The organism is Streptococcus devriesei DSM 19639 (assembly GCF_000423725.1).
Classification (GTDB): Bacteria; Bacillota; Bacilli; order Lactobacillales; family Streptococcaceae; genus Streptococcus; species Streptococcus devriesei.
Window position 1 is genome coordinate 226231 of sequence record NZ_KE384084.1, and the last position, 17904, is coordinate 244134.

Here is a 17904-nt window from a genome sequence, read left to right on the forward strand (position 1 = left end):
TTTGCTTCATTCTTTTTTAATTGATTTTTTTCCAAAAGCGCTGCTGAATATAGTAATGAACTATTCCAAGTGCTGCCAGTATAAGCAGCGTCAAGCCGATTCCAACGCCTAAAATAGATGTTTTTAAGGAAGCGATAACAACTAAAGCAACTAAGAGACCGCCAAAAATCAGACTGCCGAAAACCATTGCCAGATAGAGCCATTGCCCGGAGCCTCTTGAAAACAGCTGTGTGACATTTTGCCAATTGAGCGTTAAAATGCGATAGTCGCGCCAATACATCAATTCTCCAACGACAAAGCTGGACAGTGCCATTCCTGCAAGAAAGCTCAGCAGCAAGGCGATAGGGACTTTCAGCACGAAAATTCCTAAAATAAAGTAAACGAGAACTGGCAGACTGATCTGCATCAAGATAAGGCAGTAAAATTTTTGCCGTAAGAAGCCCTTAAAAGAAATGGGCAGGGTTTTTATAAAAGTATAATTGTTTTTTTCTAAGGAGATACCAACTCCTAAAAAACTGCTGGGGCTGGCAATGAAATTTCCAAGAATAGTACCTATAAGCAAGGCAACACCAAAGAAGCGCTGATCGAGACTTGCCAGAAAAGAACTCCCTGAGGAAAGACTGGGACCGATAAAGGCTACAATAAAGATCAAAGGCATCAGGTAACTTTGAACAAGCAGGGTCGCATCTTTAAGCGTATTTAAATGATGTTTGAGTAAGGTTTGCCGGAGACTGCCATCTGATGTCTTTTTTGTGATTTTTCTTGTTACCGGCTGATTTGCCTGCATGGATAAAAATTGTTCAAAATAATTGGAGATAATAGTACGCCAGATAAAGATTAAAAGGAGAACAGTTATACCAATACCCAGCCAGAAATTCAAAAGACTGGCTGTTGAAAAGGGATCCTTGATAACATCATAGAAACCTCTAAAATACGGTAAATCTGCCATTTCAGAGACGCTGCCGCTTTCGTTCACTGAATTGCCGGTAAACTGCAGGTAAAATATAGTACCGACAGCGGCTACCGTTGAAATGACCATGAGTACTGTCGAAATCATTTTTTTATGCGAACTCTTGACTAAAATCTGCCCGATAAAATAAATCAGAATAATACTTATGGCATTCGTTGCAAGCAGTAAAAGTAAAAAATTAATGACAGTTGCGGCAGCAGTAACCAGCACGGAGTGAGTGAGCTGCCAATAAGTAATGATAAAAAGAGAAACCACCGGCATTAGAAAGGGCAGACTTCCACCCTGAGAGGAAATAAGTTTAGCAAAATAAACTTCTTTTTCCTTAACAGGCAGCGGAAGATACAGTTTCGTGTCATCACTCTCATAAAAGACAGCAAACAGCATTGTAAATCCTGAGACAATGGCAACAATACTAAAAAGCGCTACCTGGAAGGAAAAATATCCGCTTGCTTGAGAATAATCAACAGCTAAAAAGAGACTGAGGTAGATAACTAAAAATAAGATAACCAAGAAAAGCTGCTGCCCCAGGACTGTTTTATAGGCTGAAAAATGTTTGTCAGGATACTTTTCGCGTTTTTTCTGAACATTGGTCAAGGCCTGAGGATTAGAATAAAGAATATTGACTTTTACCATCTCCCAGATATTTCTGTAGTTCATACCTCATCACCTGCCTTTGGGCCGTCTTTTCGTCCGGCTAATTGTAAGTAGATACTTTCTAAATCCTGATCCGGGTAGTTGGCCTTTAAATCATCCAAGGTCCCGACAAAAATAAGTTTTCCCTGCCGTAAAATACCAATACGATCACATAATTGCTCAGCTACAGAGAGAACGTGAGTTGAAAAGAGAACGGTGTGGCCTGTACGGGCATGCTCTTTCATCATCTCTTTCAAATCAAATGATGCCTGAGGATCAAGTCCGGTCAAGGGCTCATCCAAAATCCAGATATCAGGGTTAGGAATAAGAGCTCCGATGACAATAACCTTTTGGCGCATCCCATGTGAAAAGCTTTCAATCGTCTCAAAGCGCCGATCGAAAATATCAAACAGACCGGCCAGTTTAGCAATGCGGTCTTCAGCAGTTTTAAGGTCAACATTATAAATTTTTGCCAAAAACAGCCAGTATTCTTGCGCTGTAAGATTTAAGAAGATATCAGGAGAATCGGGGACATAGGCGATTCGTCTTTTAATGTCTTCGCGATGTTCTGCCAATTTTAACTCATCAACAAAAATGTCGCCATAGCTGGCATTAATAACCGATGTCAGCATATTAATCGTAGTCGTTTTACCGGCACCGTTATGACCGATTAGACCAAAAATTTCACCGTTTTCAATCGTTAGGTTCAAATCACTCAATGCTTGGGTTGTCCCGTATAATTTGGAAACATGTTCAAATCTAATCATAAAAAGTCCTCCTTAATTACAAACTATTATACTACTAAAGTCATACAAACGAAACCCTATTCCCAAAAAAATATGGTAAAGATTTTCAGCACTGATATTTTCCGGGAAAAAAGGTATAATATGCTATGATAAGACTAAAAAGCAAAGGAGATTAAAAATGGCAGAAGCAGTATTGATTACAGGCGCTTCGGCAGGCTTTGGCAAGGCAATGGCTGAAACCTTTATCAAAGAAGGATATCGTGTTATTGGGGCCGCCAGACGTCTGGAAAAGTTAAACGATCTTAAAACAGTCCTAGGAGAAAATTTTTATCCCTTACAAATGGATATGACAGATACATCATCTATCAATAAGGCTCTGGCAAGTCTCCCACAGGAATGGTCAGACATTGAACTCTTGGTTAACAATGCCGGTTTAGCTTTAGGACTTGATAAGGCTTACGAGGCTAATTTCAAAGACTGGGAAACAATGATTGCTACCAATATTATCGGTTTGACCTATCTGACACGCCAAGTATTGCCGGCTATGGTAGAGCGAAAATCAGGCTATATCATCAACATCGGATCAATTGCCGGAACCTATCCATATCCGGGCGGAAATGTTTACGGAGCAAGCAAAGCCTTTGTCAAACAATTCAGCCTTAATCTCCGGGCGGATTTAGCAGGAACCAGGGTGCGTGTCACAAATATTGAACCCGGTCTTTGCGGCGGAACAGAATTTTCCAATGTGCGCTTTAAAGGCGATGATGAGCGTGCCGATCAGCTCTATCAAGGCGCTCACAGCATTCAGCCTCAGGACATAGCCAATACTGTCCTCTGGGTTTATCAGCAGCCTAAACATGTCAATATTAACCGCATTGAAATGATGCCAACTTCACAAAGTTTTGGACCTCAGCCGGTTGACAGAGATCTGAATTAGAAAGAAGCGGCTTAGTCCTTATGAAGGAAACTGAAAATATCAATCTTTTGTTCGCGATTAATGACCGATTTGTAGATCAATTTAAAGTGACCCTTTATTCTTTATACGCAAACAGCTCTTGCAAAAATTTAACTGTTTATATCTTACAAAGAGAGCTTTTGGACAGACATAACGAAATTGCAGCCTTTTGCCATCATCTGGGCTTTACTTATGAACCGATTGTAATCAGCAAAGATGACTTTAAAGACGCTCCGGTCAGCGATCGCTATCCCGAAACGATTTATTACCGGCTTTTGGCTCAGGATTATCTCCCTCAGCATCTGTCAAGGATTCTTTATTTAGATGCTGATATTCTCTGCCTCAATGACATTGTTCCTCTTTATCAGATGGAAATGGGGGATAATTTATATGCTGCCGCCAGCCATGTATCGGACAAAGGCATAACAGACATTGTGAATAAGCTGCGCTTAAATAATTTTGAAGCTGAAAGTTATTTCAACACCGGTGTTTTACTGATGAATTTAGAGCAGTGCCGTCAGCAAATAGACCGTCAGGTTATTATGGACTATATCGCTAAAAAAGGAAGAACCTTGCTTTTGCCCGATCAAGATGTTCTCAATGCCCTATATGGCTCACAAACAAGCCAAATTCCCGATGAAATCTATAATTACGACGCCAGATACAATATCATTTATTTCACCCGCAGTCTGGGAGAATGGGATCTTGACTGGGTAATTAAAAATACTGTTTTCCTGCATTTTTGCGGCAAAGATAAGCCCTGGAAAAAAGATTACAAAGGCCGATACGCAGCCTTGTATAAACATTATCAGCATAAAGTCGCCATATTAGAAAAAGAAAACTGATTTTTCAAAACACACCCTATTCATTCATAATAGAAAAAAATCGGAGGTAGAGCAGATGAAAAAAATTATCAATGATCCCGGACAAGTCGTGACCGAAATGATCGATGGTTTTGCTTATATGCACAATGATTTAGTCAGTAGATTGGACGGCTTTGATGTCATTGTCCGCAAGGCAGAGAAATCAGGGCAAGTCGGTCTCGTTTCAGGCGGCGGAAGCGGTCATGAACCCTCACATGCCGGTTTTGTCGGTCAAGGCATGCTTTCAGCTGCTGTTTGCGGTGCGGTATTTACTTCACCGACTCCAGACCAAATTTTTGAAGCTATCAAAGAAGCTGATGAGGGTGCCGGAGTTTTTCTCATTATAAAGAATTATTCCGGAGACATTATGAATTTTGAAATGGCTCAGGATATGGCAGAAATGGAAGGCATCAAAGTTATGAGCGTTGTTGTAGATGATGATATCGCGGTGGAAGACAGCTTATATACCCAAGGCCGCCGCGGTGTTGCCGGTACCATTTTGGTTCATAAAATCCTGGGAGATGCTGCCAGAAACGGAAAATCACTTGAAGAAATCAAGGCATTGGCAGATGAATTGGTGAAAAATATCCATACAGTCGGTCTTGCTCTCAGCGGCGCAACGGTTCCGGAAGTCGGTAAGCCGGGGTTTACCTTGGCCGATGACGAGATTGAATTTGGTATCGGCATTCATGGTGAACCCGGTTATCGCCGAGAAAAAATGCAGCCTTCTAAAACATTAGCCAAAGAATTGGTTGAAAAATTAACAGAGTCTTTCGCTGCCCAGCCCGACGATAAATTCGGTGTTTTAATCAATGGCATGGGAGCAACTCCTCTCATGGAGCAGTACATATTTGCTAATGATGTTAAAGAGTCCTTCAGCCAAAAAGGCATTGAAGTAGTTTATAAAAAAATCGGCAATTACATGACCTCGATTGACATGGCAGGGATTTCACTCACCCTTATAAAACTCAAAGACAATGACTGGCTGAAAGCCCTGAACAGTCCGGTTGAAACACCTGCTTGGTAAGGAGAAATGAATCGATTATGGAAGTAAAAACAGCAAAACTGTGGATGACATTATTCAATGATAAAATCCAGGCAAATAAAGATTATCTCTCTCAGCTTGATACGCCGATTGGCGACGGAGATCACGGCGGCAATATGGCACGCGGCATGACAGCTGTCATGGAAAACCTCAATACTAAAGAGTTTGACTCAGCAGCTGATGTTTTCAAGGCTGTTTCCATGCAATTGATCAGCAAAGTCGGCGGTGCTTCGGGACCTTTATACGGATCAGCCTTCATGGGAATTACCAAAGCCCAAACAGCTCAAGGTTCCGTTTATGATCTGATAAAAGCCGGTTTAGATATGATTAAACAAAGAGGTAAAGCCGAAGTCAATGAAAAGACGATGGTCGATGTCTGGGCTCCTGTACTGGAAGATATTAAAGTCGGTCGGTTGACCAAAGAAAGTATACAATCCTATGTCGAAAAGACAAAGGATATACGAGCTACAAAAGGCCGCGCTTCCTATTTGGGAGAACGCTCCATCGGACACATCGATCCTGGATCATACTCTTCTGGTTTATTATTTGAATCTTTATTAGAAGCAGGTGCACTGTAATGTCGGAAATTGGAATCGTCATTGTTTCACATTCAAAAAAGATTGCACAAGGTGTAGCAGACTTGATTCAAGAAGTTGCCAAAGATGTCGCCTTTACCTATACTGGCGGTAAGGAAGACGGTGGAATCGGCACTGGTTTTGACCAGGTACAAAAAGTCATTGAAGACAACCCTAAAGAAACTCTTCTGGCTTTCTTTGATTTGGGTTCTGCCAAAATGAACTTAGAAATGGCCGCAGAGTTCTCAGCTAAAAATATTATTATAAATAATGTTCCGATCGTTGAAGGAACTTACGCAGCAGCTGCTCTTATACAAGCAGGAGCAGATTTGCCAGCAATTGAGGAACAATTAAAGAATCTAACTGTAGAGAAATAAAAGCTGGCAACAGCCGAAATAACTCCTCTGGCAGATCACTCATTAAATTAGTAATCCCCCGTAACAGTTTTGCTGCGGGGGATTTACTTGTATAAAGTAAAACTTTGATAAAGCTAAAAATTTATGTACATTATGTTTTTACTTTGTTAGTTAATGGTATAATAAATAGTACATAGTGACATGCAACGAGGTGACAAATGGATACTAGTTTTGAAAATGAAATACTCTCTTCGATTGAAATGCAATGAAAAGGAAGTTATTGGTATTACAAAGAATAATATCATTCTAATAATGTAAAACTTGTCCATAATATTATTTGTTTAGCAAATAATTGCACGATAGAAAGAGATACGAAAATAGAATTTTTACCAATTCAATAAAAAATGTCTACACTTAAAAAGTTTGATGGGATGGGCTTTCTATGATTATTTTATAAAGTAAGCATTTAGATAATCATAGAAACATGATATAATATTAAAAGTAAAAATGGAGATAAGAGAAGAAATATAGATATTACAGAATCTACACATTCACATATCATAAGTAGAGGAGTGAAACAATCGTATGCTTAAAGATAATATGAAAGAAAATGAGAATATTAAATCTAACAGTAGAGAAATAGAAATCTTAAAATCTAATTTCCCCCAATTTTTCGATAAAGATGGGGAATTTTTAATGGATAGATTTAAGGAAATGTTGGAAGAAAGCGACATTTCTCTTAATAAAGAAGGTTATGAACTAAAATTTTTAGGAAAGTCTTATGCAAGATATTTATCTTCTACAAAGACGGAAACCTTTATTGCACCTAATAAAAGTGAAAATGAAAAAGAAGAAAACAAGGATAGCAAAAATCTTTATATTATTGGTGATAACCTTGACGCTCTGAAACATCTTTTAGGTTCTTATGCAGGCAACATTAAATGCATCTACATTGACCCACCTTACAACACAGGCTCTGATGGTTTCGTCTATCCGGACAATTTTTCTTTTAATGTTAAAGAACTAGCAGAAACTATTGGAATAGAGGAAGAAGAGGCACAAAGGATACTTGACCTAGCAGGCAAAAGCTCCCACTCTGCCTGGCTGACCTTTATGTATCCAAGACTCCTCCTTGCAAGAGAATTGCTTTCTGATGATGGTGTAATCTTTATCTCTATTGATGATAATGAGCAGGCAAACTTAAAGCTAATGTGTGATGAGGTATTTGGAGAAGAGAATTTTATAAAAGATCTGGTTGTTAATACTGCAGAAGGCGGAGGTAACGCAAAATACGTTATAAATGGGCATGAAATTGTATATGTATATGCAAAGAATATATCGCATTTTGATAATTTAAAAAGACCTAAAGATATTAGAGGAAAGAAAGTCGTAATAAATGGTGAACTTTATTGGATTCAAGAAGACGCAATAAGAGAAGAGTTTGGTAAATATGGCAATTTGCATTATGAGGACATTATAGAAGTAAAAGGATTAGAATATAAAAATAAAATTGATGAAGGCATAAAGAACAATGAATATATATTAGTTCCAAAGTCATATGGCAAAAACATAATTGGGAAACTCAGAAAGGTTTCTGAAGATTTTTCCAAGTTTCATAGTATTCTCAATATAGATTCCGTTAGTAAACATTTGACTGCAGACGGAATTCGTGAATTGGAAGATATATACGAAACCAGTAAGGGTAAGGCCCCCTTTGATAACCCAAAACCATTGAATTTAATAAAGAAGTTAGTATTAGCTACAACCTTTAAAGGCAATAATAAAGAAATAGTATTAGACTTCTTCTCCGGCTCCGCCACAACTGCCCATGCTGTAATGCAATTAAATGCAGAAGATGGGGGCAACAGAAAATATATCTTGGTGCAAATTCCAGAAGAGATTAAGGAAGACAAACCTGCATATAAGGCAGGCTATCGAACGATTGATGAAATCGGTCGTGAGAGAATCAAAAGAGCTGCTAAGAAGATCAAGGAAGAAACTAGAGCTGAGATAGATTATGGCTTTAAGACTTATTCACTAGAACAGTTAGAAGAGGATATTCTTACTAATCTTGATTATTTTGATGATAATCCAAAGCTAATCCTTGACGATATGGTGTCTGTTTTTGATACAGAAAATGCAAAAGGAAAAGATGCGATTTTATCCACTTACCTTGCTTTAGATGGTTATGGGCTGAGTGTAAATACTGAGAAGTATAAATTAGATAAGTTTGTAGCAGATAAGATTGACAATAGCCTCTATATCATTGACCAAGGGCTAGAATCTTCTGATGTCATGGAGCTTATAAGGAGAATCGAAAGCCTTGAACTTGATATTTCGAGAGTTGTTATCTATGTAAATTCTATTAGTTTTAATGTCCATCATGAACTAAAGAAGAATCTGTCTAGCCTAAGAAATAACAAGCATGTAGAATTGATTGAGAGGTACTAATATGGGAATTAAATTAAGTATTTTACCTCACCAAACCGAGTGTTTAGATAGAGTAAGTAAAGTATTTGAAGATGTCAGCATCAAAACTACTGATGATATTTTCGCAAATCCTATCTTTGATGCCAACGACGCAAAACTGATAAACAATATAAAAGAGATTCAGACAAATTTTGATGGTACATCAATACCCAAAGAGTTACGTACAAGTGTAGATGAGCATTTTGGTATTGATGTACGTATGGAAACTGGCACTGGTAAGACTTATTGTTATACTAGACTTATGTATGAACTAAATAAGAGATATGGATTTCATAAGTTTATCATACTGGTTCCTACAACCCCAATTAAAGAGGGGACAAGAGCCTTCATTCAATCAGACTATGCGAAGACACACTTTGCTGATCTTTATCCTGATAAGAGAATATCTTTATCTATCTTAAACCCTCAAAAGAAAAATAAGGGCAGAAAGATGTTCCCACAGGCTATTTCTGACTTTGCTAGAGGAACAATTTTAGAAAAAAATAACATAAGTACTCTATTAATGTCTAGTGGGATGTTGTTATCAAAAGCTACAATGGATAATGAATATGATCAGACCTTATTTGGTACCTTTTCTAATCCTTATGATACGCTTAAAGCCACTAGACCTATTGTAATCATAGATGAACCGCATAAATTTAAGAGAGAAAATACTGCTTATAAAAGATTGATTGAAAGAATCAATCCGCTTTGTATCATTCGTTTTGGGGCAACTTTTCCTAATTTGCCTAAATCAAATCAAAAAGATTATAACAATCTTGTCTTTAATTTAGGTTCTCTTGAAGCTTTTAATAGCAATCTTGTAAAAGGTGTTGCAACACAGATGATTGCACAGGAAAGTTTGAATGAGACCAAAGTAAAGATTATGGATATTATCAATTCTCCTAAGTCCTGTGTCATTCGAAATGAAAAGACAGGAAAATCTTTTACACTTGGAATTGGCGACTCCCTTTCCCTCATCGACAATGATTTTAGTGGTATTACTATTAGTTCTATTGGCAAGACAGAAGATGACTATATTAAAAGAGGTGTCACTCTTTCTAATGGACAAATTCTGGTTAAAGGTGATCAGATTTACGCTGGTATATATGGAAATACCTATCAAGACCTGATGATGAAACAGGCAATTAAAAATCATATAGAACAAGAAAGAGAAAACTTCTTTAGAGAAAGAAAAATTAAGACTCTATCTCTATTTTTCATCGATTCTATTTATTCGTACAGAGGAGAAAAAGGCGATGGCCATTTAAGGGTAAGGTTTCAAGAATTATTAAAAGAAAATCTTGAAGAAGAAAAAGATAAATTTATACATTCTACATCTGATATTCACAAGGAATATGTGAGTTTTTTGAAAAGCTCTTTAAAAGATATTTCTTTAACTAATGGTGGATATTTTGCAGAAGATAATTCTAATGCTGATAAAGATATTCAAAAAGAAGTAGACCAAATTTTAAGAGATAAACAAAATCTCCTTTCCTTTAAAGACGAAAAAGGAAATTGGAATACAAGAAGATTTATTTTCTCAAAATGGACCCTTCGCGAAGGTTGGGATAATCCCAACGTCTTTCAGATATGTAAACTTCGCTCTAGCGGTTCTGAAATTAGCAAGCTCCAAGAGGTCGGACGTGGATTAAGACTTCCTGTTGATGAATATGGAAACAGGATTTCCGATAATCAATTTTATTTAACTTACTTATTTGATTATTCAGAAAAGGATTTCGCTGAAAATTTAGTAAGTGAAATCAATAAGGATAACAAATTCAAAGAAACGAATATAAAAGATAAACTCTCAAAACTTGCAAGAAATAGAGGAATCTCTGAGGAGAAACTATTTATTTTGCTTCTGTCAAATAATTACATTGACATAGATGGTAATATTAACTTTGACAACAGGGACAACTTGATTGCAGACTATCCTGAATTACACACTGGACTAGAACAAGATAAGGTAATTGATAGGAATAAAAAGAGCCAAGGTGTCGTTCATATTCGTAAAAACAAGTTTTCTGAAATAAAAGAATTGTGGTCTAAAATCAATAGAAAATATTATTTGACATTAAATAATATTTCAGACGAGGAACTATATGAAGCCACCCTTACTATTTTAAAGGAAGGGATTGAAGAAGATGTTCTTGCTCGAACTATCGAAAAGAAAATTACCATAGAAAAAGAACAACTAGCGTTTAAAGAAGACAGTTCTAATTACTTTGTGCTGAATGAATCGATTCCTTATGGAGAATTTTTGAAAAAAGTACAAAGTGCCACTGGAATCCCAGTTAAGATCATGCATCAGGCTTTATGTAAGTATCATAAGAACAAACCTATAGAAGATGGATTTTTTAATAGAAATTCACTCAAAAATTTCATAATAAAATTTCAAATATGGTTTGAAAATGCTTTTATAAAGAGGTTCTCCTACAAGTCGCTTAATGTCGATTCTTTAGAGACAGCTCTTACAGATATAAACGGAGAAGTAAAAGAAAAGATTGTACAGGGAATTGTTGGAGTTATAAAGGATGATAATTTATCTGTGCCTAAAAACTTCCTATATGACAAGGTCGTTTTTGATAGCCCAAAAGAAAAAGAGAATATCAAAGATAGCAATATTGACGAAGTTGTTGTATTTGGTAAGATTCCTAGAAAAAGTGTACAAGTTCCATTGTATTTTGGAGGCACAACAAGCCCTGATTTCATGTATGTCATAAGAAAAGATGGGAATACAGAAGTTAACTTTATTGTAGAAACAAAAGATGTAGATAGAGAAACTACCTTAAGAGGATTAGAAAAATTAAAAATCACCTCTGCTAAGAAGTTTTTTGAAGAATTAAAGAAAGATGGTATTAATGTTTCTTTTGAAAAACAGCTTAAAGATGATGATATTGTTTCAATGATAAAGAAAATCATACGCTAACTCATCATAATTGCTATAAATCCTATCTCTTTTATAATTTTTAAAAAGTAAATCTTTCTGATTTGCTTTTTAAATTGGACTTTTTTATTTATTAGACACTAAATATAGCCATTAATATCTTTCCGAAAAACTGTAATTTTCTTGAAAATTATCTATAGGTATGATATACTCCTATTAGCAAAACCTATGACTATTCTTTATACTTATTTAGGAGATTGAAATGAGACGTGAACTCTTGCTTGAAAAAATTGATGAACTAAAAGAGCTTATGCCCTGGTACGTTTTAGATTACTATCAGTCAAAATTAACTGTTCCATACAGTTTTACGACGCTATACGAATATCTGAAAGAATATCGGCGTTTCTTTGAATGGCTGATTGATGCCGGTGTTTCGGATGCTGAAAAGATTGCTGATATTCCTCTGGAAGTCCTTGAAAACCTCAGTAAAAAGGATATGGAGGCTTTTATTCTTTATTTACGGGAGCGGACACTGCTCAACTCCAACACCAAACGTCAGGGTGTCTCCCAGACAACGATAAATCGTACTTTATCAGCCTTATCCAGTCTTTACAAATATTTGACCGAAGAGGTTGAAAATGCTGACGGGGAACCTTATTTCTACCGAAATGTCATGAAAAAAGTTTCTACTAAAAAGAAAAAAGAAACCTTGGCGGCCCGGGCTGAAAATATTAAACAAAAGCTATTTTTAGGCGATGAAACCATGGAATTTTTAGACTATATTGATAATGATTATCAAAACAAACTTTCTAAAAGAGCTCTATCGTCTTTCCGAAAAAATAAGGAACGCGATTTGGCTATTATCGCCTTGCTGCTGGCTTCAGGTGTGCGCTTGTCAGAGGCGGTCAATCTTGATCTTAAAGATGTCAATCTCAAAATGATGGTTATCGAGGTTACCCGCAAGGGCGGAAAAAGAGATTCAGTCAATGTGGCTGCTTTTGCCAAGCCCTATTTGGAAAATTATATGAATATTCGTCAGGCGCGTTACAAGGCCGAAAAGACGGATACTGCTTTCTTTTTATCGGAATACCGCGGTCTGCCTAACCGCATGGATGCTTCTTCTATCGAAAAAATGGTCGCCAAATATTCAGAAGACTTCAAAATCCGTGTAACGCCCCATAAACTGCGGCATACACTGGCTACAAGGCTCTATGATGCAACTAAATCTCAAGTTTTGGTCAGCCACCAATTGGGGCACGCCAGCACCCAAGTAACCGACCTCTATACACATATTGTCAATGACGAGCAAAAGAATGCTTTGGATAAACTTTGAAAACATAATTTAAATTATGTAAAATAAACTCATATAGAATAAAACCTGAGACTTTTCTCAGGTTTTATTGCTGTTCATTATTAGTCGAAATCAATTTTGACATCTACTGTCTGCAGAGGCACGTCATAGAATGGATCTTCACGGCGTCCTAAGAAATCTTTGGCTTGCTGAGGGAAGGAAGCGTAACTGAGCACATCTTCTTCACTTTTAGCATATTGGGCGATTTCTTTGCGCAGAATCGGCAGCTGAGGCTCAATGAGGTCTGCCGGCCGTACAGTGATTACTTCTTCATCTCCGATGATTTTTTCTTTGATATCCTGAGCAATTGCTGCAGGCGGCCGGCCGTACAATCCACGGACATAGTCCTTGATTTCATTCGGTACCACCTTGTAGCGCTCACCAGAGATAACATTCATCAAAGACTGGGTTCCCACCATTTGTGACAGCGGGGTTACCAGAGGCGGATAACCTAAGTCGGCTCTGACACGCGGCACTTCCGCCAGAACTTCTTCATAGCGGTCAGCCAGACCTTGCTCAGTTAATTGACTGAGCAGATTAGACAGCATACCACCGGGAACTTGATAAATTAAAGTTTTAGGCTCAACATCCTTAACTTTAGGATTGAGGATTCCTTCTTTGCGGTAATGATCGCGCACTGTATTAAAATGAGCTGCTGCTTCTTCAACCTTCTTCAAATCAATACCTGTTTCAAAGCCCAGCTCTTCCAAAGCAATAACTAAGGATTCTGTGGCCGGCTGGCTGGTTCCTCCGGCAAAAGAAGAAACAGCTGTATCAATAATGTCGGCTCCTGCTTCAGCTACTTTCAGATAGGTCATCTCTGAAATGCCGCTGGTTGCGTGAGTGTGCACTTCGAGCGGAAGATCAACGGCTTCTTTAATGCGTTTAACCAAATCATAACCTGTCTGCGGCGTCAAAACACCAGCCATGTCTTTGATACAGATAGAATCCGCACCAATTTCAGCATATTGTTTTGATAAATCAACAAAATAATCTACTGTATGGACAGGACTTGTGGTATAAGAAATGGCTACTTGTGCATGACCGCCGGCCTCCTTAGTCGCAAGAACAGCTGTCTGCAGGTTGCGCGGATCATTCAGGGCGTCAAAAATGCGGACAATATCAATCCCATTTTCGATTGATTTTTGAATAAAGGCGGTTACTACATCGTCAGCATAGTTGCGGTAACCAAGCAAGTTTTGTCCGCGCAAAAGCATCTGCAGTTTGGTGTTTTTTACATGTTTGCGAATAGTGCGCAGCCGCTCCCAAGGGTCTTCATTTAAAAAACGAAGACAGGAGTCAAAGGTGGCACCGCCCCACATTTCTAAAGCGTGGTAACCAGCTTCATCTAAAGTTTTGAGAACAGGCAGCATTTCCTGAGTTGTCATGCGCGTTGCAATCTGACTCTGCTGCCCATCTCTTAAAACCGTCTCCGTAATACGGATTTTAGTCATTTCTACTCCTTTCATAAGATACAAATTTTGTAAGAGTTAAAACTCAAAGGATATTTTCTTTTCTGTATAGCTTGCCATCCCAATTCAAGCTTTGTTTAACTTTGTTTGAGCAGATTAACGATAGCTGACCGCATGTCCTCAATACTGTGCTTACGCGAGCGGCCGCAGACTTTAGCATCTTCGTGACAGATATAGCATTGCCTTGCAGGAAAACCCAGTTCTCGGCGGCTGATCGGCTGAACGAAACCATCTTTTAGGGTAAGCACATCCAAGTCCATCAGGCGCCCAACAGGCTTTGCGGTTTCTGTAGCAATCATTTTTCTTTTCAATACTTCTGGCGGCAGGCTGCTTACCAGATAGTACTCCCAGCCGGTATCAAGCATCAGCAAATGATCAAAGACAGTGTCGTTGTTCAGCTGATGCCTGACATCTGTGACAATCTCCTCAAAGGCCTGATTTAAGGCAGGAGAGGTCTTTACAGGACCGGGAATATTCATAGTCAGGCAAAGCAAACTTTGTCCTTGGTATTTTTCAAGAAGAGCCTTTTGTCTGAAACTGCGTTTTTCCCGCGCAGCCATCATATCCTCTAAAACGACTTGCGGCCCGTCAAAAACGGTTTGGCTGTTTAATATTTCAGACATTGTGGACAACATCAATCAAGCTGCCATCGCGGTATTCAATCAGAGCAACAACCTTATCACCATATTGAATAGGTTCCGGATTGCCAACGATTGAATAAGCTTTTTCTTTCAGCTCTTCGATAGTAAATTGCGGTACTTTCAAATCTTTGAAGTGTTCTACCAAATCAGGACGGTTAGGATTGATAGCAATACCTACTTCTGTGACAACCACATCGACACTTGTTCCCGGTGTAATGACTGTATTGACCTTATCAACGAAGGTAGGAATGCGTCCGCGAACGAGCGGTGAAATAACCAAACTCATCTTGGCAGCAAAGGCTGTGTCACAGTGACCGCCTGATGCTCCGCGGATAACACCGTCTGAGCCAGTCATAACATTGACATTGAAATCAGTATCTACTTCTAAAGCAGACAGGACACAGGTATCTAATTGGTTGATAACTGAACCCTTGCTGAGCGGAGATGCGTACATATTAGCATCAATTTCATAGTGCTTTTCAGCATTGCGATCCATAGACATGGCTGATGGATGGTCAAAGTCCTGCACGTCCATAATCTTATCAACCAGACCTTCTTCCAGCAATTCTACCATAGCATTGGTAATACCGCCGAGTGCAAAATTGGCCTTGATGCCGTCTTTAATCATCTGTTCACGCATGAAACGTGTAACAGCCAGTGACGCTCCGCCGGTACCTGTTTGGAAAGAGAATCCTTCTTTATAGTAAGGGGAGTTTGTAATAACTTTGGCAGCATATTCAGCAATCAAGAGTTCTTTAGGATTTTTAGTATAGCGCGTTGCCCCTTTAGCAATACCTTCAGGATCTCCGATCGCATCAACCACAACGACATAGTCTACGTCTGTCTGAGGAATGCTGATTGGCGTATTAGGGTAAGGCACCAAGGTATCTGTGATGATGACTACTTGGTCTGCATACTTAGCGTCAATCATGGCGTAGCCGAGTGAACCGCAGGTTGCTTTTCCTTTTGTACCGTTGGCATTACCGTAAGCATCAGAGCTTGGAGCTCCTAAGAAAGCGACGTCAATATGAATATCATCGGCTGCAATCGCACGGGCACGGCCGCCGTGTGAGCGGATAACAACAGGATTTTCCATAATGCCTTCTGAAATGGCTGCACCTACCTTATCACGCAAACCGCTGGACGTAATGTTAGTTACCACACCGTTTTTAATGTGATCAATCAAAGGGGCATGGACATTGGCGATAGAACTTGGAGCAATTGAGATATTTTTAATGCCCATTTTAGCGATTTCATCCAGCACCATATTCATGACATAATCGCCTTCACGAAAATGATGGTGGAAGGAAATGGTCATCCCGTCTTTCAGTCCTGTTTTTTCAATAGCTTCATGGATAGATGACAAGAGCTTGTCATCCGAAGGTTTGACCGGCTTAACATGTCGGCTGGATTCCTTATAGTCCTTAATATGTGCAAGTTCTCCTTCGAATACACCATAGCGCTCAGCGTATTCTTGAGGGATATCACGACCTAATTTATTTTCTACCATCTTAAATATCCTCCTCAGTAAGTAAGCCAGCAGCTTTTGCTAAAGCAATAACACGTTCTGCACGCTCAACGATTGGTTTGTCAACCATCTTACCTTTGAGCGAGATAACGCCCGAACCTTTGCTTTCGGCATCGCGAATTGCCCAAACGACTTCTTTAGCGTTTTGAATTTCTTTTTCAGTTGGTGAGTAAATTTCGTTGACCAACGGAATTTGACGAGGATTGATGACCGACTTGCCATCAAATCCCAGCTGCTTGATCAAGCGCACTTCGTTTTGGAAGCCTTCTGGGTTATTGACATCTGAATAAACGGTATCAACCGCCGCGATACCGGCCGCACGCGCGGCGTGGAGAATCATGCTGCGGGCAAAGAACAGTTCCTGTCCGTCAGGATAACGGCGGGTTTTCATATTGGTAACATAGTCCTCAGCACCCAGTGCAATACCAATTAAACGATCGGAAGCCTTTGCGATGGCTGGTGCGTTTAAAACACCCTGAGCTGATTCAATAGCAGCCATCATCTTTGTACGGCCGATTTCAATGCCATTATCGCGTTCAACCTTTTCAATAACGGCTTCAACATCGACAATGTCTTGAGCTGTTTCAGTTTTTGGTAAACGAATAACATCAACACCGGCAAGGATAACAGCTTCGATATCCAAAGCCCCACAGGAATCCAAACCATTAACACGGACAACAGTTTCTACCTTGCTGTAATCAAAAGTCTTAAGTGCAAAATGAACCAAAGCTCTGGAAGTATCTTTTTCTTTAAGAGAAACAGAATCCTCTAAATCAAACATGATAGAGTCAGCTCCATATAAAGGAGCATCTCTCAGCATAGCCGCATTAGCACCAGGGACAAACATCATTGTTCTTCTTAAACGTTCCATGAGTCAATCTCCTTCCAGTTGTAAGCTTCTACTTGAGCTGCGCGGTGGACGGCAGCGACTGTCCGAGCTTGGATAGTACAGTCCAAAGCTCCTTTATCAACTGCTTCAACTGCTGCTGCTTTCACATCTAAATGCTTGAGCGTTTCTTCAATAACTTTGCGAATTTGTTGGCCAAATTGCTTTTCAACACTGCTTTCCAATTGGATAGTAATGCCTTCAGCATCGCTAGGGTTTACTGTTACCATGATATCACTTGACTCCAGCGAACCGGCAACAGCTGTTTGTTTAATATCCATAATTTTCACCTCATATATTTGATATGCGGCGCTGGTGAGATAAATCTCACGGGTGTCGCAATAATATTAGATTGCTTGATACGTTTTTAGCCTTATTTGTCAACTGGGAATATCTTTATAAGAGCTTCTGCAGCAATGTACAAAATCCCCAAAACAATAAAGATACCAGCCATTCCCAAGCCCATTAACTCAAAGGCTTGAAGCAAATGTTCCATATTCATATATCATTACCTCTCTTCTCAT

At 38.9% G+C, this 17904-nt stretch carries 16 protein-coding genes; 8 read left to right on the forward strand and 8 right to left on the reverse strand.

Features of this window, described 5'->3' with window-relative positions; all coding sequences use genetic code 11:
* Positions 1-16 precede the first annotated feature (16 nt).
* Both G573_RS0107210 and G573_RS0107215 read right to left on the reverse strand, forming a co-directional pair.
* Positions 17-1627 (reverse strand): hypothetical protein, encoded by a 1611-nt coding sequence (locus tag G573_RS0107210; RefSeq protein ID WP_027976086.1) that lies wholly within the window; start codon positions 1625-1627, stop codon positions 17-19.
* Positions 1624-2370, reverse strand: a complete 747-nt coding sequence (locus G573_RS0107215; protein WP_027976087.1) for an ABC transporter ATP-binding protein — start codon at positions 2368-2370, stop codon at positions 1624-1626. Before G573_RS0107215 ends, G573_RS0107210 begins: the two co-directional genes overlap by 4 nt.
* A 157-nt stretch (positions 2371-2527) precedes the next feature.
* Here G573_RS0107215 and G573_RS0107220 point away from each other — a divergent pair, with 157 nt between their 5' ends.
* The 8 genes from G573_RS0107220 to xerS all read left to right on the forward strand — a co-directional run bounded on the left by G573_RS0107220 (position 2528) and on the right by xerS (position 12835).
* The gene (locus G573_RS0107220) at positions 2528-3286 is read left to right on the forward strand and encodes an SDR family oxidoreductase (RefSeq protein ID WP_027976088.1); all 759 of its coding nucleotides are present in this window, start codon (positions 2528-2530) and stop codon (positions 3284-3286) included.
* 20 nt (positions 3287-3306) lie between these two features.
* Positions 3307-4149 carry a glycosyltransferase family 8 protein gene (locus G573_RS0107225; RefSeq protein WP_027976089.1) on the forward strand — a complete coding sequence of 281 codons (843 nt, stop codon included), beginning with the start codon at positions 3307-3309 and terminating at the stop codon, positions 4147-4149.
* Positions 4150-4204: 55 nt separating this feature from the next.
* A complete protein-coding gene (gene dhaK, locus G573_RS0107230) occupies positions 4205-5194 on the forward strand; it encodes a dihydroxyacetone kinase subunit DhaK (RefSeq protein ID WP_027976090.1) in 990 nt (329 codons plus the stop codon).
* A gap of 17 nt (positions 5195-5211) precedes the next feature.
* On the forward strand, positions 5212-5790 hold the full coding sequence (gene dhaL / locus G573_RS0107235; RefSeq protein WP_027976091.1) for a dihydroxyacetone kinase subunit DhaL: 579 nt from the start codon (positions 5212-5214) through the stop codon (positions 5788-5790).
* Positions 5790-6164: a dihydroxyacetone kinase phosphoryl donor subunit DhaM gene (gene dhaM, locus G573_RS0107240; RefSeq protein WP_027976092.1), complete on the forward strand. Its 375-nt coding sequence runs from the start codon at positions 5790-5792 to the stop codon at positions 6162-6164. Before dhaL ends, dhaM begins: the two co-directional genes overlap by 1 nt.
* A gap of 564 nt (positions 6165-6728) precedes the next feature.
* Positions 6729-8594: a site-specific DNA-methyltransferase gene (locus G573_RS0107245; RefSeq protein WP_037586846.1), complete on the forward strand. Its 1866-nt coding sequence runs from the start codon at positions 6729-6731 to the stop codon at positions 8592-8594.
* Between the two features lies 1 nt (position 8595).
* Complete coding sequence (locus G573_RS0107250; protein WP_027976094.1) at positions 8596-11544, forward strand: type III restriction-modification system endonuclease; 2949 nt, start codon at positions 8596-8598, stop codon at positions 11542-11544.
* 220 nt (positions 11545-11764) lie between these two features.
* Positions 11765-12835 carry a tyrosine recombinase XerS gene (xerS, locus tag G573_RS0107255; protein ID WP_027976095.1) on the forward strand — a complete coding sequence of 357 codons (1071 nt, stop codon included), beginning with the start codon at positions 11765-11767 and terminating at the stop codon, positions 12833-12835.
* An 80-nt stretch (positions 12836-12915) separates the two neighbouring features.
* Here the strand turns inward: xerS and G573_RS0107260 are convergent, their stop codons facing one another.
* From G573_RS0107260 to G573_RS11710, 6 genes are all read right to left on the reverse strand, one after another.
* Positions 12916-14307, reverse strand: coding sequence for an oxaloacetate decarboxylase subunit alpha (locus G573_RS0107260; RefSeq protein ID WP_027976096.1), 1392 nt, complete (start codon positions 14305-14307; stop codon positions 12916-12918).
* A 95-nt stretch (positions 14308-14402) separates the two neighbouring features.
* Positions 14403-14948: a citrate lyase holo-[acyl-carrier protein] synthase gene (citX, locus tag G573_RS0107265; RefSeq protein WP_037586911.1), complete on the reverse strand. Its 546-nt coding sequence runs from the start codon at positions 14946-14948 to the stop codon at positions 14403-14405.
* Positions 14941-16476, reverse strand: a complete 1536-nt coding sequence (citF, locus tag G573_RS0107270; protein ID WP_027976098.1) for a citrate lyase subunit alpha — start codon at positions 16474-16476, stop codon at positions 14941-14943. The genes citX and citF overlap by 8 nt, the downstream gene beginning before the upstream one ends.
* A 1-nt stretch (position 16477) precedes the next feature.
* Positions 16478-17365, reverse strand: a complete 888-nt coding sequence (gene citE / locus G573_RS0107275; protein WP_027976099.1) for a citrate (pro-3S)-lyase subunit beta — start codon at positions 17363-17365, stop codon at positions 16478-16480.
* Complete coding sequence (citD, locus tag G573_RS0107280) at positions 17353-17661, reverse strand: citrate lyase acyl carrier protein (protein ID WP_027976100.1); 309 nt, start codon at positions 17659-17661, stop codon at positions 17353-17355. The genes citE and citD overlap by 13 nt, the downstream gene beginning before the upstream one ends.
* Before the next feature lie 92 nt (positions 17662-17753).
* Entirely contained in the window at positions 17754-17882 is a 129-nt protein-coding gene (locus G573_RS11710) for an OadG-related small transporter subunit (RefSeq protein ID WP_027976101.1), read from the reverse strand.
* Between the last annotated feature and the right edge of the window lie 22 nt (positions 17883-17904).